This window comes from Photorhabdus luminescens subsp. luminescens, assembly GCF_001083805.1.
GTDB classification, from domain to species: Bacteria; Pseudomonadota; Gammaproteobacteria; order Enterobacterales; family Enterobacteriaceae; genus Photorhabdus; species Photorhabdus luminescens.
This window is the reverse complement of record NZ_JXSK01000005.1, coordinates 215890-240652: the sequence shown is the minus strand read 5'-3', so window position 1 is coordinate 240652 and position 24763 is coordinate 215890. Positions and strand designations below refer to the sequence as shown.

Annotated in this window: 22 protein-coding genes and 1 pseudogene; 14 read left to right on the top strand and 9 right to left on the bottom strand. The window is 44.7% G+C overall.

Features of this window, described 5'->3' with window-relative positions:
* The first annotated feature begins 42 nt into the window (after positions 1-42).
* A complete protein-coding gene (locus tag TI10_RS14180; protein WP_049584166.1) occupies positions 43-1296 on the top strand; it encodes a valine--pyruvate transaminase in 1254 nt (417 codons plus the stop codon).
* 288 nt (positions 1297-1584) lie between these two features.
* Here the strand turns inward: TI10_RS14180 and TI10_RS23940 are convergent.
* A pseudogene (locus TI10_RS23940) lies at positions 1585-1719 on the bottom strand (type II toxin-antitoxin system HigB family toxin); the annotation flags it as partial.
* A 384-nt stretch (positions 1720-2103) separates the two neighbouring features.
* Here TI10_RS23940 and TI10_RS14175 point away from each other — a divergent pair.
* Positions 2104-2424: a YceK/YidQ family lipoprotein gene (locus TI10_RS14175; protein ID WP_049584165.1), complete on the top strand. Its 321-nt coding sequence runs from the start codon at positions 2104-2106 to the stop codon at positions 2422-2424.
* A gap of 62 nt (positions 2425-2486) precedes the next feature.
* Here TI10_RS14175 and TI10_RS14170 read toward each other — a convergent pair whose 3' ends face one another.
* Positions 2487-3776, bottom strand: a complete 1290-nt coding sequence (locus TI10_RS14170; protein ID WP_049584048.1) for a DUF3748 domain-containing protein — start codon at positions 3774-3776, stop codon at positions 2487-2489.
* Positions 3777-3910: 134 nt separating this feature from the next.
* Between TI10_RS14170 and TI10_RS14165 the strand changes: the two genes are divergently transcribed.
* Positions 3911-4528, top strand: coding sequence for a trimeric intracellular cation channel family protein (locus TI10_RS14165; RefSeq protein ID WP_049584163.1), 618 nt, complete (start codon positions 3911-3913; stop codon positions 4526-4528).
* A gap of 64 nt (positions 4529-4592) precedes the next feature.
* Here the strand turns inward: TI10_RS14165 and ligB are convergent, their stop codons facing one another.
* Entirely contained in the window at positions 4593-6383 is a 1791-nt protein-coding gene (gene ligB, locus TI10_RS14160; RefSeq protein WP_244161596.1) for an NAD-dependent DNA ligase LigB, read from the bottom strand.
* 300 nt (positions 6384-6683) lie between these two features.
* Between ligB and TI10_RS14155 the strand changes: the two genes are divergently transcribed.
* The 8 genes from TI10_RS14155 to TI10_RS14120 all read left to right on the top strand — a co-directional run bounded on the left by TI10_RS14155 (position 6684) and on the right by TI10_RS14120 (position 14499).
* A complete protein-coding gene (locus tag TI10_RS14155) occupies positions 6684-6932 on the top strand; it encodes a type II toxin-antitoxin system CcdA family antitoxin (protein WP_036814298.1) in 249 nt (82 codons plus the stop codon).
* Entirely contained in the window at positions 6932-7255 is a 324-nt protein-coding gene (locus tag TI10_RS14150) for a CcdB family protein (RefSeq protein WP_012776412.1), read from the top strand. Before TI10_RS14155 ends, TI10_RS14150 begins: the two co-directional genes overlap by 1 nt.
* A gap of 445 nt (positions 7256-7700) precedes the next feature.
* On the top strand, positions 7701-8036 hold the full coding sequence (locus tag TI10_RS14145; RefSeq protein ID WP_244161595.1) for a type II toxin-antitoxin system RelE/ParE family toxin: 336 nt from the start codon (positions 7701-7703) through the stop codon (positions 8034-8036).
* The gene (locus TI10_RS14140; RefSeq protein WP_049584046.1) at positions 8033-8311 is read left to right on the top strand and encodes a helix-turn-helix domain-containing protein; all 279 of its coding nucleotides are present in this window, start codon (positions 8033-8035) and stop codon (positions 8309-8311) included. The genes TI10_RS14145 and TI10_RS14140 overlap by 4 nt, the downstream gene beginning before the upstream one ends.
* Positions 8312-8961: 650 nt before the next feature.
* Positions 8962-9213, top strand: a complete 252-nt coding sequence (locus TI10_RS14135; RefSeq protein ID WP_049584045.1) for a hypothetical protein — start codon at positions 8962-8964, stop codon at positions 9211-9213.
* A 254-nt stretch (positions 9214-9467) separates the two neighbouring features.
* Positions 9468-11093 (top strand): RCC1 domain-containing protein, encoded by a 1626-nt coding sequence (locus TI10_RS26030; RefSeq protein ID WP_053093448.1) that lies wholly within the window; start codon positions 9468-9470, stop codon positions 11091-11093.
* A 727-nt stretch (positions 11094-11820) separates the two neighbouring features.
* The gene (locus TI10_RS14125; RefSeq protein WP_244161594.1) at positions 11821-12732 is read left to right on the top strand and encodes a hypothetical protein; all 912 of its coding nucleotides are present in this window, start codon (positions 11821-11823) and stop codon (positions 12730-12732) included.
* Between the two features lie 981 nt (positions 12733-13713).
* Positions 13714-14499: a hypothetical protein gene (locus TI10_RS14120; RefSeq protein ID WP_244161605.1), complete on the top strand. Its 786-nt coding sequence runs from the start codon at positions 13714-13716 to the stop codon at positions 14497-14499.
* 291 nt (positions 14500-14790) lie between these two features.
* On the opposite strand, the gene TI10_RS26360 is transcribed toward TI10_RS14120, so the two are convergent.
* Positions 14791-15198, bottom strand: a complete 408-nt coding sequence (locus tag TI10_RS26360) for a type II toxin-antitoxin system HicB family antitoxin (RefSeq protein ID WP_049584044.1) — start codon at positions 15196-15198, stop codon at positions 14791-14793.
* Between the two features lie 211 nt (positions 15199-15409).
* Here TI10_RS26360 and gmk point away from each other — a divergent pair, with 211 nt between their 5' ends.
* The 3 genes from gmk to spoT are packed head-to-tail and all read left to right on the top strand — an operon-like array spanning position 15410 to position 18510.
* Positions 15410-16033 (top strand): guanylate kinase, encoded by a 624-nt coding sequence (gmk, locus tag TI10_RS14110; protein WP_049584043.1) that lies wholly within the window; start codon positions 15410-15412, stop codon positions 16031-16033.
* A 54-nt stretch (positions 16034-16087) separates the two neighbouring features.
* Positions 16088-16363: a DNA-directed RNA polymerase subunit omega gene (gene rpoZ, locus TI10_RS14105; protein ID WP_011144672.1), complete on the top strand. Its 276-nt coding sequence runs from the start codon at positions 16088-16090 to the stop codon at positions 16361-16363.
* Positions 16364-16380: 17 nt separating this feature from the next.
* Positions 16381-18510, top strand: a complete 2130-nt coding sequence (gene spoT / locus TI10_RS14100) for a bifunctional GTP diphosphokinase/guanosine-3',5'-bis pyrophosphate 3'-pyrophosphohydrolase (RefSeq protein ID WP_049584042.1) — start codon at positions 16381-16383, stop codon at positions 18508-18510.
* Positions 18511-18583: 73 nt separating this feature from the next.
* Here the strand turns inward: spoT and TI10_RS14095 are convergent, their stop codons facing one another.
* From TI10_RS14095 to TI10_RS14075, 5 genes are all read right to left on the bottom strand, one after another.
* On the bottom strand, positions 18584-19009 hold the full coding sequence (locus TI10_RS14095; RefSeq protein WP_139180498.1) for a hypothetical protein: 426 nt from the start codon (positions 19007-19009) through the stop codon (positions 18584-18586).
* Between the two features lie 5 nt (positions 19010-19014).
* Positions 19015-19506 (bottom strand): CaiF/GrlA family transcriptional regulator, encoded by a 492-nt coding sequence (locus TI10_RS14090; protein ID WP_049584040.1) that lies wholly within the window; start codon positions 19504-19506, stop codon positions 19015-19017.
* 131 nt (positions 19507-19637) lie between these two features.
* Positions 19638-20969, bottom strand: a complete 1332-nt coding sequence (locus tag TI10_RS14085; protein ID WP_049584039.1) for a hypothetical protein — start codon at positions 20967-20969, stop codon at positions 19638-19640.
* A gap of 131 nt (positions 20970-21100) precedes the next feature.
* Positions 21101-23836 (bottom strand): fimbria/pilus outer membrane usher protein, encoded by a 2736-nt coding sequence (locus tag TI10_RS14080; RefSeq protein ID WP_244161593.1) that lies wholly within the window; start codon positions 23834-23836, stop codon positions 21101-21103.
* Positions 23837-23951: 115 nt separating this feature from the next.
* Positions 23952-24746, bottom strand: coding sequence for a fimbrial biogenesis chaperone (locus TI10_RS14075; RefSeq protein ID WP_049584037.1), 795 nt, complete (start codon positions 24744-24746; stop codon positions 23952-23954).
* Between the last annotated feature and the right edge of the window lie 17 nt (positions 24747-24763).

Below are 24763 nucleotides of genomic sequence, written 5' to 3'. Positions count from 1 at the left end.
ATGTCTGTTAATCCCAACAACACACCGACAACGAACGTGGCTATGATTTTTTCTCAATTTGGTAACAAATTCACACAAGATGCAGGCATAACCCGCCTGATGAATGATCTGAATCAAGGGTTGAGGACCCCTGGCGCAATTATGCTAGGCGGCGGCAACCCGGCACATATCCCGGAAATGGATGACTATTTTCAGCAACTACTGACAGAAATGGTCGCCAACGGCCAACTCACTGACACGCTATGCAACTATGATGGACCCCAAGGAAAGGATACATTGATTCAAGCATTGGCAGAGATGTTGCGCGAAAAATTGGGTTGGGAGATTGGTACACAAAATATTGCCCTGACTAATGGCAGCCAAAGTGCATTCTTCTATCTATTTAACCTGCTGGCTGGACGCAGCGAAGATGGCTCTGTCCGCAAAGTGCTGTTTCCGCTAGCGCCGGAATATATTGGTTATTCTGACTCAGGGCTGGATGAAGGCTTATTTGTCGCCAATAAACCCAATATTGAATTATTGCCAGAAGGCCAATTCAAATATCATGTTGATTTTGACCATCTCAATATTACCGAAGATATTGGCTTGATCTGTGTTTCTCGCCCAACCAACCCAACGGGTAACGTTATCACTGATGAAGAATTACAACGGCTAGATTATTTAGCTCAGCAACACCAAATTCCATTGCTCATTGATAATGCTTATGGCGTGCCATTCCCAGGTATTATTTTCAGCGACGCTACACCATTGTGGAATTCGAATACTATTCTGTGCATGAGTCTATCCAAATTAGGACTGCCCGGTTCACGCTGCGGAATCATTATCGCTAACGATAAAATCATCAATGCCGTCAGTAATATGAATGGCATCATCAGCCTTGCGCCGGGCGGTGTAGGCCCCGCAATGGCATTGGAAATGATCCGCCGCAATGACCTACTTCGTTTGTCACAAGAAATTATCCGCCCGTTCTATCAACAACGGGTTCAAGACGTGATTCAGATTATCCGCCGTTATCTGCCAGCAGAACTTTGCCTTATCCATAAACCAGAAGGCGCCATTTTTCTGTGGCTGTGGTTCAAAAACCTGCCGATAACCACAGAAACCCTTTATCAAAGACTGAAAAAACGTGGCGTGTTAATGGTTCCAGGTCACTATTTCTTCCCCGGGCTGGAACAAGACTGGCCGCATACCCATGAATGCATGCGTATGAATTATGTTCCTGATCCAGACAGTATTGCCAAAGGGATTGCGATTCTGGCAGAAGAAATTGAGCGAGCGCATCAGCAAGCAGCTTAAAATCACTAAAATAAATAATAAAAAAGCTCCTGCTCGGAAATGCAGGAGCTAAATGACAACGAGGACTTTACATAATTATTCTCAGAATTTGTAGAATGCTTTGTGCATAAGAAGGGTGAAAGAAACACTCCTTGTCTGCCTACTCTCCTTAAGCAACCTCTATTCAATCAGAAATTTCTAAATCCAATGCCTTGAATAGGCGGGTTTTTGTGCGTTTACTGATGGTGAAATGGATTTTAAAGCTGCCTTGTAATCCTGTTCTGTTCTGATTGGTTTAATATTCATAGCTTACTCCGACTCAATTGTGTTGGTATCTATCGCATCATATTGCTGATGTGTTCCAACAAATTTCAAATACAACCAGCCAACCGGGTAAAAAATGGAAACAATTAAGCGATAGTCGTTACCTTTAATATTAAATAGCCGTTATGTAGTTAATCCCAAAAATCGTAGGGACTTATCACCCCCCAAAGGAGCATAACACTCTTCAAAACGTTATCATTGACAGACAAAAGCCAAATTGTTTTAGCCTCAAAAATTACTTAAGTTATAGGCTATTCAAATTATTATGATAACTCACATTATCTTTTATTAATTAAAAAACAGAAAAAAATCCTGTTACATAAAAAATTCACGACTTTTTGATGTCAATGCTATGGTCAACGTTGCGTAACGTGATTATAGTGATTGATGTCAAAAACCTTCGGTAAGGGATTTGGAGAAATTTGGGGAAATAAAGATCACCCAACAAACTCAAGAACGGGCGAACTATTTCAGCGGATTAGCCACACGAGATCGATAGAACCGATGAAGAGTAATAAACTAATTCTATTTTGCGTCATATTAGGATGGCTGTTAATCAGCGGGTGTACCAGCATCATGACACATTCCGGGCCTAGCCGCGGTTATTATCCCGGCGCTAAAGCTAACATTGAAATGTTAAAAGACCAAGAGACAGGTTGGGTAATGAAACCATTACTCGCGATTGATCTGCCTTTTTCCGCGCTATTAGATACTCTGTTATTACCTTATGACTATATAAAATCTGACGAAGATCAATCAGCAAGTTCACCAAAAGAGCGAATTAAAAAAATAGAAAAAGCACAACATCAAACTAAAAACAATTAATTGATAATCCGTTCCGGTTTATTTATTGCCACCAGCAGAAAATGAACTGGCGGCAAATATATTTATTTCAATCCGGTTTCCACCAGGAAAATTTGCATATAACCATCGACTTCACGCATAAATGCAACATAACGGCTATCCGGTGAAATCACAACCGCCTCAGCAGCAGGCGCTTTTTCTGTACGCTTCGTCAAACGTTGCATCTGACCATTGTTTACATCACACAACATCACACTGTTATCACAAATAAAAGCAACATACTGACCACCGCTTTCCCAACTAAAAGCAGATTGAATGCCACAATGACTGTGCGTTATCTGACGAGGCTCGCCACCATTTGGCGATATTGTCCATAGTTGCACAACGCCATTGTCATCTTTCATCAGAAAACCAATCTGCTCACCATCCGGTGAAGCCCGCAACCAGTGACGTGGATTATTCACTACCCCAGGCCAACGTTTATGGCTGGTAAATGTCAGACGACGCTGCATGATGTTAGCTGGAGGCGCGGGTAACGTTGTTTCCGTACCTTGCAGTGGTTTTTCCCCTGCTATTGCATAATCAGCATCCTGTTCGGGTAAATCAACAATATAGACTTCCGGTACCTTTTCCCCTGTTGCAGAGATGGTATCGCCAATAAATGCCAACGCCCAACGCTGCCAATTTCCATCCGCTTTACGATATCCTGCTTGACCTACCCAACACTCTTCATAGGCACGGTTAATCTCATCACTACCCGGCTCCGGCTGAGACGTCGTACTACTGACGACAACGGAGAAATAGTTACCATCATATTCACGAGGATGCTGTTTAGGCGGTTCAACTGATTTGAGGGGCACAGCAACGGCGATGTTGCGTAAATCCAGCGCTGGATCAAGCTCATGCATAACATGGTCGTTATAAGTAAAACTCAAACGGCTGCCATCCGGGCTGAATACATGAACGTGACTGCCTCCTCGCAACGCTCCCGGTGTATAAGGAGCAGTAATATCCATTGCATCTAAGGTGACCGCTTTTCCCGGTAAATCTTCACTGACAATCACCCCTCGCCGGTGATGAAAATCATAATGCCATTGCTCATCTGGAAATTCAGGTCCATGAATAAACGCATACCGGACAGGTTCTGTTGGGCTGACTGTCACCACGCCAACATGAGCTTCATCCCTGGCCTGATAGATAATTTCTGTTTTGCCGCTGTGTACATGAATTTTTTCTATCGTTAAACCGGTAAAAGAAGCGCCATGAGGACGAACATCATAAGCTAACCATTGGCTGTCTGGTGTCCAGACATTAATATTGGTAAGCTGGCGGCTACGATTATCAAACGTGATTTGCCGTTCCTGAAAGGCCATTTTATTATCCTTACATCAGGTTTTTTCGGATAAATAATATTAATCCGAAATAGATGGAACTAAAAAATTTCAGTCGAGACTTTACCACTTCGACATTACTCTTACTTTTTTATGCTGCGCACATTTTATTATCTATGTTACTAAGTGTTCTTTATATCATTGGGATTACCGCTGAAGCGATGACCGGCGCTTTAGCTGCGGGCCGCCGTAAAATGGATATGTTCGGCGTGATTATTATTGCTTCTGTAACGGCGATTGGCGGCGGCTCCGTTCGGGACATTGTTCTCGGGCACTATCCCCTCGGTTGGGTTGAACACCCTGAATATATCGTCACCGTTGCCTGTGCCGCCGTAATCACCACTTGGGTTGCCCCCATGATGAAGCATTTACGCCGTCTGTTTCTGATTCTTGATGCCATTGGTCTGATTGTCTTCTCCATTATCGGCGCTCAGATTGCGCTGGATATGAACTATAGCCCCATTATTGCTTCCATTGCTGCGGTTATCACCGGTGTTTTCGGTGGCGTGTTACGCGATATGCTGTGTAACACCATTCCATTGGTTTTCCAGAAAGAGATTTATGCCGGCGTCTCTTTTGCCGCCGCTTGGTTATATATTGGTTTACAGCACACGCCATTACCGCTGGATGGCATTGTTCTGATTACCCTGATCGTCGGCCTGACAGCAAGATTGGTTGCTATTCGCTACCGTCTTGGATTACCTGTCTTTAATTATGAACATTCCGATCACTGAACTATACCCGTCATCTTTCAAGTTGCCTCTTTGTTGGCTGCACTCACTCACCCCGGTCACATAGTTATCTATGCTCCCGGGGATTCGCTCCCTTGCCGTCGCGATGCATCTTGAAATCCATTGGGTATATACCCACGGGGTTCGGCCCAACCCCGTTTTCCCGATCAAATCCCTTGATCCCCGCCACTGACAGTTTCTCTGCAATTGCTTTAATCTGCGTGTCATTGACAAAATCAGACAACTTTTTCAATTGCCCGCTAGTGAGTTGCTGTTCTAACTGTGCTCCAGCTAATTTCTGCTCCAATTGCCGCCAGTGATCAACATCACCGGATAATTTATCCATATAAGGCACTCCAATGCCTTTCATCCAATAGGAAAAAGGTTGATTTTTTGCCTTACTGAATTGTGAATAAATAGCCTGCGCTCGTTTATCTCCGATTCCCGGTAAAGCGGCAATATCTTGAACTGAAAGCGTTAACCAACCGGTTAAATCAGTAACTAACTTCTGTTCGGTCAGCATTGCCCAACTACCGCTACTGACACCTGTCATGTGCAGATGTTCACCAAGCCATTTTAGCCGGGCATTAAACTGTTGTTCGCAACCTGCCGTTAACGTCAGGCAACTCAACCCATGATAACGCTGCTTATCTGGCGGCTGAATATCCTGACGCTCTTTGATCCGCCACACCACCTGAGCTAATTTCGGGATACCATGACCTGCCAGCGTAAGAGTCACCCGATCCCCCGGCAACACATCCAACTGTTGCCAACGACGGACTGAACCAATATTAACTCGGCTGACTTGTCGGTCATCCAGTTTTACCTTATCCAGCCCAAGCACAACTGAGATTTTGCCCGTTCTGCCAATAGTAAAGCTCACTTCTCTGACTTGTGTGACCTGATGGCGTAAAGGGTGTTTCCATGCCACAGCCCAACTGTTAGAACCGGGCTGCCACTGGCTTCCTTTAGGTTCAATTTCCTGTTTCAGCACGATACCGTCTGTAGCGAAAGGCATAGGTTGTTCAAAATAATGCATCCGCAATTTCTGTACCTGCTCTGGCTGCTCTATTTTATGGCTGTAGCGAAGCGCTAATGGAAAACCCATACTCGCCAGTTTCTGCAATTTACTTTCCATATCCACAGGGCCATCCGGCCAGCTCCAGATAAACACACCGACTTGCTTTAATTCTGGCGAATGCTCCTTACGCATCATCAAACCCGCAACACGATTACGAGCGCCATCACTGCCGAATAATTGCTGTCTATGCCCCTCTTTATGCAGAAAAAGCTCTCCTTGCAACACCAGATCAGGTGGAGCATTTTCTATATTTTGGGGAATATCGGGCAGATGCCGGCTTTTCTCTGTCCAATCTACTCCTGCGGAACCATTGCCTCGGCTAATTAATGACACTAACTTCCCATTCTGATAAACCAGCGTTACCGCCACGCCATCAATCTTTGGCTGTAACCAGACTGGTAATCTGCCGCGCAGCCATCGGTTAATTTCCCGTTCGTCTTTTAGTTTGCTTAATCCGGTATGAGCAACTGGGTGAACCCGCTTATTATCGGGAAAAACTTCCACAGGAAAATCTGAATGAGGAGCTTGTTTCAGGCAAAGTTGCCAATGAATTAACTCCGCCATTAATTGATCATAAACTTCATCATCGACCTCGCTGCTCCCTTTCTGACGATAAAGTTGATCCCATTGAGCCATCTGTTGCATCAGGCTTTTTGTTTCATGTTGCAATTTATCCTGCGGCCATGCCGGACAATCTTTCTCTGTATTCAATGTTTCAGCCGCAACTATCGATGTACTGAAAACAATAAACAGAATCAATATCAATAAATTAAGCATCCGTTGCTCCTTGGCTATCCATGCATAACGGCAAAATAGAGGATAAAGAGATGCTGTCCAAGGCAGAAATAATAACTTTGCGAAGCGGTTCGAAGAATAACTACCTGAAATCCCCAAGCAACAGACTTTTTTATATACTACACAAAACAGATAATTACGGTGAGAACCTGACTCATTTAACTATTTATTGCATTGCAATTAATAATTAAATTCTAAGTCTTTCAAGAAGCAGGATACTTGATTGTTTTTCCGTTACCCATCATACTTATGCGCATACCTTTGCGCATAGGAGTAAACACCATGAATACCGTTACCTCTCCCCGTAACAGCACCAAAAGAAGCACCAACGTGTACCTGACGGCTTCACTGGTCGATAAAGCCCATAGTATGGACATGAATCTCTCAGCAACACTAGATATTCTTCTGGCGCAGGCTATAAAAGCTAAACAGGATGAGAGAGAGAAAGAGAAAGAAGATATGCAGGCTATGAACATATTCATGGCGAAAGCTGGAATGCTCACAGACGATGAATTTTTCGGGAGCCTGTAATGCCACAGCAATTTGATGTGTATCGTAATCCATCGGCCAAAACAAACAGGCTTTGGCCGTTTTACCTTATTATCCAGAATGATTATTTTGATGATTTAACAACAAGGATTATTGTTCCTCTGGTATCTAAAAATGACATTAGCCTCAACCAGAAAAGAATCACCCCTCAGGTGGTCATTAATAATAATAGTTATTATATATTTACACCGGCAATAACGTTTCTGGATGCAAAAAAAATCAACAAATCAGATTTTGTATGCAACGTAGCCTCATCCAGAAATGAAATTATCTCAGCCCTCGATGCCATCATAACGAACACCTGAACCCGCAAAGAGAAGGAAGATAACTAGAACCGTCAGACCCCTTCGTGCGGAGCATGTAAAAAATACCCGCTCAATCCGGGCAATTTTTCTCTGTATTCAATGTTTCAGCCGCAACTACCGGTATACTGAAAACAATAAACAGAATCAATATCAATAAATTAAGCATCCGTTGCTCCTTGGGCTATCCATGTATAACGGCAAAATAGAGGATAAAAAGATGCTATCCAAGGCAGAGATAATAACTTTGCGAAGCGGTTCGAAGAATAACTAACTGAAATCCCAAGGTAATGGACTTTTTTATATACTGCATAGAGTAGATATCATGGTGAAAACCTGATGTATTTAATATTTGGTTCAGAGCTGCTATCAACAATCTCCGCCACTTGGGTTTTCATCGAAAACAGAGGTTTGACAACTTACAAACTTATCATATAAGATAAGTTTAATGGCAATATTGAATATGAACTGGAACATTGAGTTCTATGATGGTGTCGAGGGTGTGATCCTAGATATGCCACCCGGAATTCAGGCACGTATGCTAAAACTGCTTGAGCTTATTGAAGAATATGGCGCTAATCTTGGAGAGCCACACACTAAGCCAATGGGAAAAGGCCTATTCGAGATTCGAGCCAAAGCGCAAGAAGGTATTGGACGCGGATTGTTTTGCTACCTACAAGGTCCAAATATCATTGTCCTTCATGCGTTTATTAAGAAAAACCAGAAGATATCTAAAAAGGATCTTGATCTCGCTTATGAACGAATGAAAGAGGTTACAAAATGAGTAGCTTAAAGTCTCTAAAATCCAAAGCATTAGCTAACCCAGATGTAAAAGCTGAGTATGATGCGCTAGAACCAGAATTCGAACTAATTAATACTCTATTACGCATGCGGCATGCTGCTGGTTTAACTCAAAATCAAGTTGCACAGCGTATGGGAACAAAAGAAGCGAATATTTCCAGGCTTGAAAAAGGAAATGGAAACCCAACACTTAAGACACTATTGAACTACGCCAAAGCTTGCAATTGTGAACTGCATTTTGGCTTCAAAACAACTTAATCCAAACGATATGAAAAACATCTTTCGGGGGTTTTTCATATTTGTTTTCTTTTGTAGCAGCCTTGCGGGTGAACAACGGAGAGTTAGCAGGAAAAGCCTCGATACCAAAGCACATAACGATACGATTAGTTAATTTACTAAGTAATATTTTGTTATTACGAACTATTAATCAATGACTTAACCAAATATAAGGACTCAGCCTATCACATATTAATTTTTAATTTCATCTCCCTCTGTCATTAACAAAATAAACCTTTAAATAAATATCAAAATGAAATAACTCCACCAAACAATTTAGAATAAAATATTACAACCATCACCCTGGTGATTTTTACTCTTTGCTTTACAATTAATACTTAGTAAATTAAGTTACATATTCACGTATTAATTAGTAGCCATAAAGATGTACATTTCCTCTAAATTCCGTCGTTCAAGCCTCATAATTTTAACCTTCATCACTTATCGATAAAAAATAATCTAAAACCAACTACCAAAAAATCAATTTAGTATTAACCTAAAGTTATTAGCCGATAACCTCTCTCTAAGTTGCAATATAAAATCAGCTTAACCCGCAAAGGATAGGTTTTATGGCATAAATTCCCCTGTGGGTAAAAAGGTCAATCCGATATCACCATCATTAGGAGAACAATATGAATCAAAATAACGATCCCTCACTAAACATAGATACTGGCGGTAATCCGATAAAACAATATTGGCAACCAAACAGGAGTAGTCACGCTGATAATAATACGCCTATCGCCTCTACCAGAGGGGCAACCGCCATGTTATTACCAAATGGCAGAGTAATCGCCTGGGGAAACAACAACGAAGGTAACGATGGTCAGAAAGTTGGCTGGGGTTCGACTGATGATAATAAATTACATTATGAATACGACTACTAGTTAATCCATTGAGCAGAGGTTTTACGGTACAGACTGCCTGTGGGTAAGGTCAATCCAATACCACCTTAAATTTAGGAGGGTAATATGAATCAAGACGATTTCTCCTCAAACATAAGTGCCAGCAATACTCTTATATAAATGCAATCTGTAATGATGGCCTGCACGGATAACCCGATGCAGAAAATAATCATCTAAATTAAGGAGCGCCCTTAAAAGGCCAAGGCAATCTGGCCGGAATAGGGTTATCACAAAGAATGAAAATTTTTAATATGCCAACCGGGGAGCAATCCCCGTCAGAATATCCGATGAATACTGAAAAAACGTTCATCAATAGAGTAAAGCAGGGTGTTGGCCGAATAGCGGTTCGCTATCGCCGGCGGTCGGCATGGGTGATGTGCGTATCTATCGGGGCGCTTTTTTTCACCTCGGTATTGGCTGCTACTGAATACCCCAGTAAACCAACACCAGACCTAGGGTACCCCGCGACTCCTCCCTGGGACGCAGAATACATATTCAAATCTCTCGGGCAGCCAATCATCAATGGGAAAGACAACAAGGCCTCCATCACCTCTACTTACACCGCAACCGCCATGTTATTAACAAATGGCAGAATAGTCGCCTGGGGAGATGAGGGCGGCGGCGGCTCTATACCGCCAGAAATTGCCAAATTACAGGATATCGTCAGCCTGAGTTCAACAGGTTATGCATTCGCAGCCCTGCGGGCAGACCGTAGCGTGGTCGCTTGGGGAGATGAGAGGTATGGCGGCACTCTTCCAGAAGAAATTGCTAAATTACAGGATATTGTCAGCCTGAGTTCAACGAATTATGCTTTCTCTGCCCTACGGGCAGACGGTAGTGTAGTCGCTTGGGGAGATCAGAAATATGGCGGCAAATTACCAGCAGAAATTGCTGAATTAAAGGACATTATAAGCATAAATTCAATACATAACCTTTCGGATCATGTCTGTGCAGCCTGGTGGCCAGACCATAATCAATACTCTTGCGGAGATGACAACCGTGGCAAGTACAAAATGAATATACTATATAGCTTCACAAATGATACCTTTACCGCCCTTAGGGCAAACGGCAGCGTGGTTTCTTGGGGAAAAGTCCGAGTTCCGCCCGATATTGCCAAATTACAGGATATTATCAATCTGAGTGTAATAAATAATACTTTCATCGCCCGGCGAGCAGACCTCACAGTAGTCACCTGGCCCGGATATTCGATACCTCCTGAAATTGCAAAATGGCAAGATATTACCAACCTAAGTATAACAAATCATGCTTTAGCCGCCCTGCGGGCAAACCGCAGCGTAGTCGCTTGGGGACATCAAGACTATGGCGGCCAAGTCCCACCAGAAATCGCCGCATTACGGGATATTATCAGTCTAAGTGCGACAAATGGCGCTTTCGCCGCTTTACGTACAGATCGCAGTGTCGTCGCCTGGGGGGAGCCAAGCTCTGGTGGTCAGATTCCACCCGAAATTGCCGCATTAAAAGATATTGTCAGCCTATACTCATCAAGAACCACATTCATAGCCCTACGGGCAGACCGCAGTGTGGTCTCCTGGGGTACTATCAGTGTCCCTCCTGAGATTGCCAAATTACAGGATATCGTCAGCCTGAGTTCAACCGATCTTGATGATTCCTCACGAGGTCATTATGCTTTCGCGGCTCTACGGGCAAATGGTAGCGTGGTCGCTTGGGGGTTCAAAGAACTTAATATCCAGATACCACCTGGAGTAGCCCGACTACAAGATATCATCAGCCTAGGTGCATCCAGCAGCGCATTCACCGTTTTACGGGCAAATGGCCAAAGAGTAGCCTGGGATCTGTTGGATATGGGGGATCATATAGTACATAGCGAATATGATGATTAATCCCTTGTTATTATGAATGACTAAAAAGCACGAAAACCAAGGCTGAGCCATAATACCTCGGTTCAGCCTATCGTTTATTCCATTTAAATATCAACTTACCTATTCCCTATTATTACCAACATCAACTTTCAAATCACGTTCAAAAGACAACAACTTAACAATATTTTATTTCCTACCTGACAATTAATTGTTAGTTAATTAAGTTACTCATTCAAGTAATAATAGCCATAAAGATGTATATCCCCTCTAAATTCTTCTGCCTAAATCTCATTATTATTACTCTTATCATTTACCTGTAAAAATGAGCTTAAAAACCACCATCAACAATCAACTTTAGCGTTAATCAATAGTTATAGACTGATAATCTTTTATTATCACATTCTGTTAATTTTTTGCTTTTTCTATTATCTTTTTTTTAAAGAATTGCTAAACTTATTTATGTCTTATTAGCCGCAATAGAAAATCAGAGTAATCCGCAAGGGATTAAGTTTTACGGTATAGGCTCCCTTGTAGGTAAAAAAGCTCAATCCAATACCACCTTAAATTTAGGAGCATAATATGAATCCAGACGATTTCTCCTCAAACATAAGTTCCAGCAATACCCTTATATGAATGCAATCTGTAATAACGGCCTGCACGGGTAATCCGATGCAGAAAATAATCATTTAAAGAAGGAGGACCCTTAAAAGGCCAATGCAATCTGGCCGGGACAGGGTTATCACAGAGAATGAAAATTTTTAATATGCCAATCGGGGAACACTCCCCGTCAGAGTATCCGATGAATACTGAAAAAGCGTTCACCAACAGAGTAAAGCAGAATGTTGGTCGAAATCGCCGCTGGCCAGCATGGGTGATGTGCGTATTTATAGGGGCGCTTTTTTCCACCTCGGTATTGGCCGCTACTAAATGCCCTGATCAACCAATACAAGACCTAGGGTACCCTGCTTCCCCGCCCTGGGACCCAGAATACATATCCAAATCTCTCGGACAGCCAATCATCAATGGTAAAGACAACCAAGGTAAGCCAATTATTTACCCGGAATGGGGGCACGCTAACTTAGCGGATATCTTTCCGCCAGTAATCCATCATGAGTTTCCAACGACGACAGGCGATTTAAAGTTAAAAGACGGTCTGTTTTGGGTTAGCGCCCCAAACAGAATCTTCAAGGTTCCACATGTGGTCACAGGTAAGTATCACTGTAAGATGATTGCCAAACGTAAAGATGGAGCGCCCGGGCGAGCCACAGCAACCCTTGAGACAGATGCTGTCGTTGCAAATCATCTAATCCACAGGTTTCAAGGAGACAAAAATGTTCTGGAATCTAGCGTGACAGATCTGGTTTACACAGCAATCTGCCGAGGGACCGGATTTTCATGGGAGCGTAAACCCGAAGAGAAATTTGAATGGGAAAGTGTGTGGGACAACTCGGTGCCGTTAATTAGAATGCAAGACCTTTGCAATTGGGTTCATAATGTTGCTTTCTGGACGCCACCAAGCGACAATCCAAATGATCGGTTTAAAGACCCTGCCGTCATGAGACCAACCGCTACGGAACGTGCTGACTTGAAGAAATCAGATGCCAATGATAATCCAGATAATTTATCCGGGACGAAAAGAGCGGATAGCGGCAATAAATAAAAATCGTTAACAGAACAGCCGGGGAGCAATCCCCGGTTGAGCACGCAATAGTTGTTATTAGGAGTGACTAAAAAACACGAAAACCAAGGCTAAACCATAATACCCGGTTCAACCCATCGCTTATTCCGTTTTAAATATCAACTCACCCGCCCGCTGTTATTACCAATAATCAACTGCCAAATAAATCCAAAAAGACAATAACTTTACGAAATAGTTTGAAAAATAAATATTAAAAATCTCAAAATAACTAAGTTTTTATAAGCCACACAGATCGGATATTACGAAAACAACTTAACAACCCCCTATTTCTTTTCTTACAATTAATTGTTAGTCAATTAAGTTACTCATTCAAGTAATAATAGCCAAAAATATGTATATCCCCTCTAAATTCTCCCGCCTAAATCTCATTATTGTCACTCTTATCATCTACCTATGGGAAATAATCTTAAAACAATCAACTGTAGCGTTAACCTATAGTTATCAACCGATAACTATTAGTTATCACATTTTTTTAATCTTTTGCTTTTTCTATTATCTTTTTTTAAAAGAGTTGCTAAACTTATTTATGTCTTAATTAGTCGCAATAGAAAATCAGCGTAATCCGCAAGGGATTCAGTTCTACGGTATAAGCTCCCCTGTGGGTAAAAAAGGTCAATCCAATACCACCTTAAATTTAGGAGGGTAATATGAATCAAGACGATTTCTCCTCAAACATAAGTTCCAGCAATACCCTTATATGAATGCAATCTGTAATAACGGCCTGCACGGGTAATCCGATGCAGAAAATAATCATTTAAAGAAGGAGGACCCTTAAAAGGCCAATGCAATCTGGCCGGGACAGGGTTATCACAGAGAATGAAAATTTTTAACATGCCAACCGGGGAACACTCCCCGTCAGAGTATCCGATGAATACTGAAAAAACGTTCATCAACAGAGTGAAGCAGAATGTTGGTCGAAATCGCCGGTGGTCGACATGGGTGATGTGCGCGTCTATCGGGGCGCTGTTTTCCACCTCGGTATTGGCCGTTACTGAATGCCCTAAAGAACCCGTAAAAGACCTAGGGTACCCTGCGACTCCCCCCTGGGACCCAGAAGTCCTATTCAAAGCTCTCGGGCAGCCAATCATCAATGGGAAAGACAACCAAGGTAAGCCGGTTCATTACCCAGCAAGGGGGTCCACTAACTTAGTGGGTGTCTTTCCACCAGTAGTTGATTATGATTTTCCAACGCCGACCGGAGAGTTGATGTTAAAAGACGCCATGTTTTGGGTTAGAGCACAAAACAGAATCTTCAAGGTTCCACATGCAGTCACAGGTATGTATCACTGTAAGATGATTGCCAAACGTAAAGATGGAGCGCCCGGGCGAGCCACAGCAAACCTTTATACGGATGCTATCGTTCCGAATCGTGATATCTACTGGTTCAAGGGAGACCAAAACGTCATGGAATCTAGCGTGACAGACCTGGTTTACACAGCAACCTGCAAAGGGGCTGGATTTTCATGGGAACGTAAACCCGACGAGAAATTTGAATGGGAAAGTAAGTGGGAAAACGGAGTGCCGTCAATTGAGATGCAAGACAACTGCCATTGGATTCATAATGTCGCTTTCTGGACGCCGCCAGACGATAATCCAAATGATAAGTTTAAAGACCCGGCCGTCCTGAGACCAACGAGTGCGGAAAATGCTAACCCGAAGAAATCAGTCTCCCAAGATAACCCAGATAATCTCCCCTGGAAGAGAAAAGCGGATAGCAATAATCAATAAAGATCATTAATAAAACAGCCGGGGAGCAATCCCCGGTTGAATATCCAAGCAATACAGATAATAGACCGAGTTATCATTCATCTTATTTGCTATTAATCTGAAATATCAGAATATTTAATTCCAGTTATTATACTGATTTGCTAATAAAAATTAAAAACGATAACTCAAAACTTCAAATGAGAAATCAACACCAATATCGCTCACACTTAATCATATTATCCGCTTACTTGTTCATGTTACTCTTTCAATTACTTTCATTCGCAAAATATCTCAACTTATGTGATATTTTATTTAATGATGTAATGTAGTATTAACGACTATATCTAGCTTTCTATTTAACTGATGCAAAGCCAATTCAACAACTTCAACCTTTGATGAATGTTCAACATCAAGAAGCCGATCAATCTGCGGCCCCTTTTGTCCCAGCCGTCGAGCAAGATCGGCTTTGCGTGTTCCTGTTTCTACCATTGCATTATGCAATGCCGCTTTCATTACGACGAGAATAGGAAGAGTGACGATGTATTCACCTGCCTCCAACATGGATGCTTCAGGTATAGGCCGACGTTTGTCAATTTCTATAGAAATAGCCGTAACCAACCCATCAATAGATTCTAGAAGAGCTTCGTCAACTGAGTCACCTACTGAGTTGAATATGGTTCCGAAATCTCTTTGGAACCATGATCGGGGAAAACCGACGATTTACCGTTTATGGATACCTTTCCATAGAGCATAATCCTAAGCAGAAAAGTCAACCCTTTACAGTACAAAATATCCACCGGCTACCCTTCTTCAAGAAAATTTTGGCGGAAATGCATCGGCAACGCGACATGTGTGAACGGGTATGTGTATACTGTTATAAGAATTTTATTCTGCTTTATTTAATTATTATCCAATCAACCAAGATACCACCATGATCCAAGGTACGTTATATATTGTCTCTGCGCCAAGCGGAGCGGGTAAATCAAGTCTGATTCAGGCTTTGTTAAAAACTCAACCTTTGTATGATACTCAGGTTTCTGTTTCTCATACCACGCGTGCAATGCGCCCCGGTGAGAATCATGGTGAGCACTATTTTTTTATCACGGAACAAGCCTTTCGCCAGATGATCGATAATAATGAATTTTTGGAACACGCCCGTGTTTTCGGTAATTATTACGGTACATCCCGGAAAGTGATTGAAGAAACTCTTGCCAGTGGGGTTGATGTCTTTCTTGATATCGATTGGCAAGGAGCACAGCAGATCCGCAAACAAATGCCATCTGCCCGCAGCATTTTTATCCTGCCGCCGTCAAAAGAGGAGCTTTGTCGCCGTTTGCGCGGCCGAGGGCAGGACAGTGAAGACGTTATTGAAAAACGTATGGCGCAGGCCGTTGCAGAAATGGTTCACTATAACGAGTATGATTATTTAATCGTTAATGATGATTTCAATACGGCACTGGCCGATCTGCACACCATCATCCGTTCAGAACGCCTGCATCGGGAGCGCCAGGCACAACGGCATGATGCTTTAATCAGCAAATTATTGGCAGACTGAACCAAGTTTCAGTATCATGCCCAGTCATTTCTTTACCTGTGGAGTCGCACACATATGGCACGCGTAACTGTTCAAGACGCTGTAGAAAAAATTGGTAACCGTTTTGACCTGGTATTGGTCGCCGCTCGTCGAGCGCGTCAACTGCAAACAGGCGGTAAAGACCCGCTGGTTGCGGAAGAGAACGATAAAGTGACCGTTATCGCTCTACGTGAAGTGGAAGAGGGGCTGATTAACGGTAAGATCCTGGATGTCCGTGAGCGCCAGGAACAACAAGAGCAGGAAGCCGCAGAAATGCAGGCGGTTTCAGCTATCGCGGAAAGTCGTCGTTAATCTACGGTAGGTCTGCCTTGTATCTGTTCGAAAGCCTGAATCTGCTTATCCAAAAATATCTGCCTGAGAGTCAAATTGAACTCCTCAAGCAGGCTTACACTGTTGCGCGGGATGCCCATGAAGGGCAAACCCGCACCAGCGGCGAACCCTACATTACGCACCCGGTCGCGGTGGCCTGTATTCTGGCCGAAATGCGTCTCGACCATGAAACACTGATGGCCGCTTTGTTGCATGATGTTATTGAAGACACGCCCGCCACCTTTCAAGATATCGCCCAGCCTTTCGGGCCGGTGGTCGCCGGGTTAGTTGAAGGGGTTTCCAAGCTTGATAAGCTGAATTTCCGCGATAAAAAAGAGGCTCAGGCGGAAAACTTCCGCAAAATGATCATGGCGATGGTGCAAGATATTCGCGTCATTTTGATCAAACTGGCAGACCGTACCCATAATATGCGTACTCTCGGGGCATTACGTCCAGATAAACGCCGTCGTATCGCCCGGGAAACGTTAGAGATTTACAGCCCTTTAGCTCATCGTCTGGGTATTCACCACCTGAAAACCGAGCTAGAAGAGCTAGGGTTTGAAGCTCTCCACCCTAACCGCTATCGGGTTATCAAAGAGGTGGTAAAAGCGGCCCGCGGCAACCGTAAAGAGATGATCCAGAAAATTCTGTCGGAAATTGCCGGCAGGCTGGCCGAAGCCAATATTGAGTGCAAAGTCAGCGGCAGGGAAAAACATCTCTATTCTATCTACCGGAAAATGCACCTCAAAGAGCAACGTTTCCATTCCATTATGGATATTTATGCCTTTCGGGTCATCGTTAACAATGTTGATATCTGCTATCGAGTTTTGGGGCAGATGCACAGCCTATATAAACCCCGCCCCGGCAGAATAAAAGATTATATCGCTATTCCTAAGGCCAACGGCTATCAATCCTTACATACTTCCCTGATTGGCCCTCACGGCGTACCCGTTGAAGTCCAGATTCGCACCGAAGATATGGATCAAATGGCTGAAATGGGCGTCGCGGCACACTGGGCTTACAAAGAACAGAAGGAATCGAGTACCGCTGCGCAAGTTCGCGCACAACGCTGGATGCAGAGTCTGCTGGAATTACAGCAAAGCGCCGGCAACTCTTTTGAATTTATCGAAAGCGTTAAATCTGATCTGTTTCCTGATGAGATTTACGTTTTCACCCCGAAAGGGCGCATTGTGGAATTACCCGCGGGCGCTACCCCGGTTGACTTTGCTTACGCCGTACACACCGATATTGGTCATGCCTGTGTCGGCTCACGAGTTGATCGCCAGCCCTACCCATTATCTCAATCGCTGACCAACGGCCAGACAGTGGAAATTATTACCGCGCCGGGCGCGCGGCCAAACGCAGCCTGGCTGAACTTTGTCGTCAGTTCAAAAGCGCGCGCCAAAATTCGCCAATTGCTAAAAAACCTTAAGCGGGAAGATTCGATTGGGCTAGGTCGCCGTCTGCTAAATCACGCGTTGGGTAATGGAAAAAAGCTGGTTGATATTCCACCGGAAAATGTCAATAAAGAGTTGACGAGAATGAAACTCGCGACAATAGATGATCTGCTGGCTGAAATCGGACTCGGCAATACCATGAGCATCGTCGTCGCCCGCAACCTGCTAGGCGCACAGGAGAGCAACACCAGTAGTAGCAATAACAATAGTAGTAATAACACAGGAGCACGTAAATTACCCATCAAAGGCGCTGACGGCGTGCTGATTACTTTCGCCAAATGCTGTCGGCCCATCCCCGGCGACCCGATTATCGCCCATATCAGCCCCGGTAAAGGGTTGGTTATCCACCATGAATCCTGTCGTAATATTCGTGGCTATCAGAAAGAACCTGAGAAATTTATGGCGGTAGAGTGGGATAAAGATATCAACAGCGATTTTATTGCTGAAATCAAGGTCGATATGTTTAACCATCAAGGGGCGCTGGCAAATCTGACCGCCGCCATTAACGCGGTAAATTCCAATATTCAGAGCATGAATACAGAAGAGAAAGATGGCCGGGTTTACTGCGCTTTTATTCGGCTGACCACCAAAGACCGCATCCAGTTAGCGAATATTATGCGTAAAATCCGAATTATGCCGGATGTGATGCGAGTCAGCCGTAACAGAAACTAAACCCGATAGATTCTCCTATTGTTCAGGAAATCTGCGTCTGATTATTATTTCCCGCACCGACTAGTCGTGCAAATCAGCGGGGTGAACAGCCAACAACGCTATCCGCCGCAGCCCCATAAGGCGCCATCGACGATGGCGTCGCCGGATACGGGGCTGGCGGCGCATCACCTCGGTTATCAAAGAACAGACCAATCAATACTGAATCAACCTCACCCAGTATGCGGTCCAACCAACCGTCTCCCCCCACACCAAACATTAACGCCAGCCCGGTAGCAATAAACAATAGCGGTAAAATCCACGTTCGGCACCAATACGCTAATAACATACGGGGATACCGAGAGTAGCGAACTTTGTTGCCTAACAACACCCCACAGACAGTGAGCAGTAAGATGCCGATAACCAGTACCACTCGGCTTATCAGCATCCCACAAGACTTCACCCACAGAATCGATAAAAACGCATCCTCCATCATGCCCCGCCAGACAGCTACATGTGTCATACACTTTAGGAAATAAACGGACCGCAAGCACGTTGCAAAAACCAAACGCGCATATGATGAATCCGTGCTGATGTCAGAGAACTCGCCGACTTCACCGTTTTTGTCACCAGTATCGGGTTCCTCTGGGGCATAGGTTTAGCGACTGCCGTAACAATCAGCATCAGACGCCGACTCCCATGTTTTTCACGAAAAAAGACTTTTTCACAGGAAATCACATCACTCCGCTCATTGTAGATATAATTCATCACATCCCTTGCCCGGCGTTCTGACACCCGAAACACCTGACTAATTTCATTTTTGGTAAATCCGCGCCCCTTCAATAATCCCCAATACGCGACCGCCAGGTACAACGGTGTATCATTCAAGTGAGACAAGCAGACAGGCAGACGAAAATCCCCATGATTACTCTGTTTGCCGGTAATCGTCTGACTTCCAGGCAAATCGGTCTGGTTGCCGCTCATCTGAAGCAGCACTGAATCATTAACATTGATTGTCATTTTACTCTCCCCTGGTGACTAACTGGTCAATCTGTTACCACATGAGAAATGAAATAGTGTGATTTATTGAGATGAAACACTCGGGCGACTAAGCCGCCATGCCATATTTAAATACCCTGCCATCGTAGGCGTTATCGCACGACTAACGTTACGTTCATAGTGGTCTGAAATTCACCATAAGTACCCGGGTTTAACGCCTTTACTTGCCAAAGTTGCACATTAAATTGGTTTTGAGAGACATAGGTGTTTGGCGTATCACCCACAGTAAAGTACAGAACATCCGCCGGGTTAGTTGGAGGACCAAATTTTACTGGCTTGTCTTTCACGTTTGGCGCCGCCAACTGAGTATTCCCGCCTATCAATGTCGGTACCACTTTAATCCTCAACGCATTATCGAAGTCAGGCACTACGATACTTTCATTATTATCAGCTAGCTGTGGGGCGGAAAACTGCAAAGTGGCCACTCCTCCGGCCTTATTCTTATCGCTCACCGTGCATGTAATGTTCATAGGAAAAAGTCCATCAGACCCGCTGAATTCACCTATTGGGAGCTGTGCCGGATATGGCCCGGGCGACCGGAGTACCTCTCCCATATTCATTACATTATAAGCAACGCCAACATCTAAACCGCAAACCGGCGGGTCCAGTACTGTTACCGGATCTTTGATAGGCGGAAAGCGTGGTTTGGACCACGACATGAACTCCTCTCCATCAGCCAAAATACTCAAAATCGGTGCGTTATCGTCACTATCAAATGCGACTTTTTCATCAGGATTTCGCTGCCATGAAAAATTTACCCCACGACAGGACACATCAAAATCGAGGTCGCTTATCCTTCCCTCTGCTATATTCTTATCATCCTGATTATTAGGATTTTCCGGCTGGAAATATAATGGTTGAGAAAGATTTTCATTGGGGTATGGCTTATCAAGACTCACCGTAAAGTGTTGAATGGCTGTTCCTTCAATAGGATGCTTAGTATGGTAATAATGAGATTTAGCTATAATTGTACATTCGTAACTGCCTGACACCACTCTAGGGACTTTAAAAATTTCCCCGCGCCCTGCTCTGAGCTGGAACCGGACATCCTCCAGAAATTTCTGATCATACGAGGTGGTTTTACTCGCTATCCTCTTCCTATAAAACGGAAACACATCTAATGTCGCTTTACCCGCTGCCGGGTAAGTGATTACTCCATCACTGCGCTTTACCATCCGCTCAGGCCCCAAGACTTTCAAGGTCGTATCAGCGTTCCAATTTAGTGACTCGGCAAACACTGAGGGAGAAGAAAAGATAGCCACCACAGATAAACATATCATTGCCACCCATATCGGCCACTTACGACAACAAACCGCCATCCAACCAATATCCTGTTTTAACTTGTTAATAAACGTCTTACTCTTCGTATTCATCGGCTGCCCAACCGGGAGTAACTTCCCGGTTGCTATATTAGAAATTTTCATTCGTTGATATCACTCCATCCCGGCCAGATTACACTTACCTTTCAGAGGTTCCCCTCTAATAACTATGCCTCTAATAACTATGGTTTTCTGCATCAGGTTATCAGCGCAGACCCACAACATTCCGCCTCATCTTAACGGCAGGTTTCGTTCAATTGCCTCATGGGACTCCAGCTCTTATCTTTTTTCGCATTTACCGGAGGAGGCCCCAGGTTAAACACCACCTCGCATTGACTATCCGGCGCGCTGCCCCACTTCACTTTGAGTACCCCGTTGGGAGGCATGCCGCTCAGGTACACTTGTCCACCCTCCCCGACTATCGCCGCCAGGTTTGTTTCTGTATCCCCTTTAAGCCTCGCCATTGCTCCAAACGGTACCGGTTTACCGTGATAGAGCAAATTCATCAGCAATTGCTGCCCGATACGCACGGGGTAATCCACCATCACAACCGCCCCTTTAGTCGGGAATACGTTCTTGCTACCCTGTGCCATATCGGCCCCCTCCGGCAACGATGACGGATCTAAACTGATACTATTACGGCTGTACGTCTGAGCATAAGGCACCACCGCATATCCCCAGCGATTAGTCGAAATCGAGTCGGAGTTCATCACACGAATACCGCCAACCCCCGAGGTCCGCACCAATACCGCAGCATCACCAATACGCGATGCCAAAGTGACGCCATGCTGATGGGCGATCAATCCGCCACTAACCCCGTAGTTCACACCTCGCCCTCCCGATGAATCGTAGTTGTATCCCAAGCTGGCCTGCCCAAGGGAGCCACGGTATCCCATTGACACTGACCCGCTGTTCCCCTGCCCTTTATTCGCCTGACTTTGCGATACGCTCCAAGACAGACTATTGTCATCCAGCAATGAACCGCCCAAACCTAACTGGTTACTGCTGCGCCCGGTACTATCATGGAACAAGCTATAATTGGCGTAGGCATTGTTCAGCGCCGCATAGGAGCCGAACAGACTGAGAGGAATGTTGACGTTCAACGAAACTTGCCGGTTCTCAGGCCAGTCGCCGTCGCCGCGTATGCGATCAATGCTGTAGTTGAGTCCCCAGCCCACACGGTAGAAAGAACCATTCAATCCCATCGACAGAGTGGTGTTAGTTTTAGAACTGCCCCAGTAGTTATCCCGCTGGCCGCTGAGCCACAGGGAATAGTTACCCGGCAATGACTGACTCAATCTCATTTGCCAACTGCTACGACGTCGTTGAGACATCCAGGAAGGGATTTCCCCCCAAACCGTGTAACCTTGGGTATTAACATCGGAAAAACTAAGGTAATTACGTGTGGAATAGCGGTACGCAGTTAAATCCACCGTCGTGCCAGAGGTCAGCATACTTTTCGAATATTTAGCGCGGTAAGATTCTCCGCGCTGGATATCAGCCATATTTTTCAATCTGGCCCGAGAAGTGGTGATATCCGCAGATAACGCCCCCATCATACCAAGGGAAAGCCCGGTCCCCAGCGCTGCGGACTGGTACGATTGCGCCGCCAAACCACCACCGTATAACGTGACATTGCCGGGCAGACCATAGATCATGGAGACCATGCCGAATACTGGCTTATGCCCGCCACTACTATACCCACTACTGTGATAGCGCCCTGCTGCCGCTTCATACTTGAATTGACCCTGCCGCAACATCATCGGCAGGCTAGAATAAGCCTGACTGAACCCATGATGGGTACCATCAGCCTCGGTTATCGTTACCTGCAAATCCCCGCCGGTACTGCTACCCACCAAATCTGTGATACGAAATGGACCTGGCGCGACATTGGTTTGATAAACCACACTGCCATTTTGCGTCACCGTCACCTGAGCATTAGATTTAGCTATCCCGCTGATAATCGGCGCAAAACCACTCTGCCTACCCGGTATCATCGAATCACTGGTGGCCAGCCCAATCCCACGATAGGGGAAACCATCAAATACCTGACCCGCCACACTGCCGGTCGAAGTATCCCCTATCGTCAGATCACTGCGTAACGCCACCACATCCCGCTGCAAATAGGTTTGCAGGAAGTTCCATCTTTGCTGGGATTGAGTGGTTTTTTTCATTGCGTCATTAAGTGAGTCATACCGGTTATAAGTTTGAGTACTATAAGAATAGGTCGCCGTGTTACGAAGACGCCAAGCCCCCAGATTCAATCCAGAATTGAAGCTACCGAATAAGCTCTGATTAGCCTGTTTATTACCAAACTGTGAACGTCGATTCTGACTGCCATTAATACTGTAATTCAATATAAAAGCCGGGATGCCCTCTTGCCATAACTTCGGATCAACCTGACCATTGGCTGAAGGCTTCATCGCTATTTGGGGGATACTCAAATTTAACCGCATCTGGGAAAAGTTGAGGCGGGCCGTAGCCTGGGGAATAAATTTATCTAACGGGCTATCTATCGGCTTATCCGCCGGCAACGTTTTTAATGCCGGCGTGCCGCTGATATTGACACCGGCGGTCTCTAACAAATCTGGGGTAAGTACCGGAACCAGCTCGCTGTCGCCATTACGCTGGAACGTAATATCCCGTGAATCAAAAAAAGTCCCATTCACGTAAATGTCTACCCGATAAGTCCCTGGCGCCTGACCTCCAGCAGTTTCAAACTGCGATAAATCCACCGATTGCCCTGAATTCGAACCAAAGTCCAATAAAGCCGGGTCAAAATAATCACGCCCTATCGCCTGAACACTCCACCCAGTCAGGAACGCCAGCACCATCCGACAGAAAACCAGAGCAAGGCGTAATTTCACCGGACACTTTGATAGAACCAGAGAAATAGAAATATTTTGATTTACACGATGATAAATAGGCGGCCGTTCTATACAGCAATTTATCACCGGAATTAACATTTTCATTATTAAAATCGCCATCTCTTATTTAAATATATTTAACTCATATCTACTCTGTCGGTATCTGTAATATTGCTATGAGCCACATTTGTTATTAACCATATTTGCTATTAACCAGTTATTAACCACTGCCAGATACAGTAATAGATCGACTCTCTTCATCGGTGCCTAAGCCGAATTCATCAATAGCACGCCACGATATCGTGACATTATTACCAGGAGACATTTTGCCCACCGGCAGTGACCAGCTCTGCTGACCAAATGGCGGCACCATCCTAAATAAATTCTGCTCCGGTACGGCAAACGAACTTACATGTAAAGCCTGAAACGTTATCCAAAACGGTGACGGATTAGTCAGCGTTACAACACTCTCTTTTACTGACGCGCTTAATTGTTTCACTGCGCCGGCAACGCCCTCTTTTGGCAATCCTTCAGGACGATAGAACACCTTCACCGCTAAAGCCGTCGTCATTTTCACCTTGCCTGAGAAACCTTTAGATACCGATGATGGTTTCTCAGAAGGCAACATACGCACATTCAGAAAGAACAGAGATTCCCGATCCTTAGGAAAATCTCCACCGGTACGCAGGATTTTCAGCACCTGCCGTTCATGCGCATCCACCTTGGCAATAGGCGGAATCACGATAAATGGCGCCTTAATATCCAGCGGTAAACCGGTCGCAGGGTCCAATTCCCGTACCGTTGACTGAATCAGATAATTACCGTCGCTGTTATTAATGAATGTTGAAGGAACGCCATTGTTGAATGATTCAAGGTAAAGCACACGGGCATCATTGACATATAACGCCCCCATCAGACTCTCTTCCGCCCTCAGTGGTAAAACCGGCGATATCATTGCCAGAGCGCATAACACAGACGTCACCCTCAGCTTTATTGAAACCTTACGCTCCGCCATGTGATGCTCTTCCAATT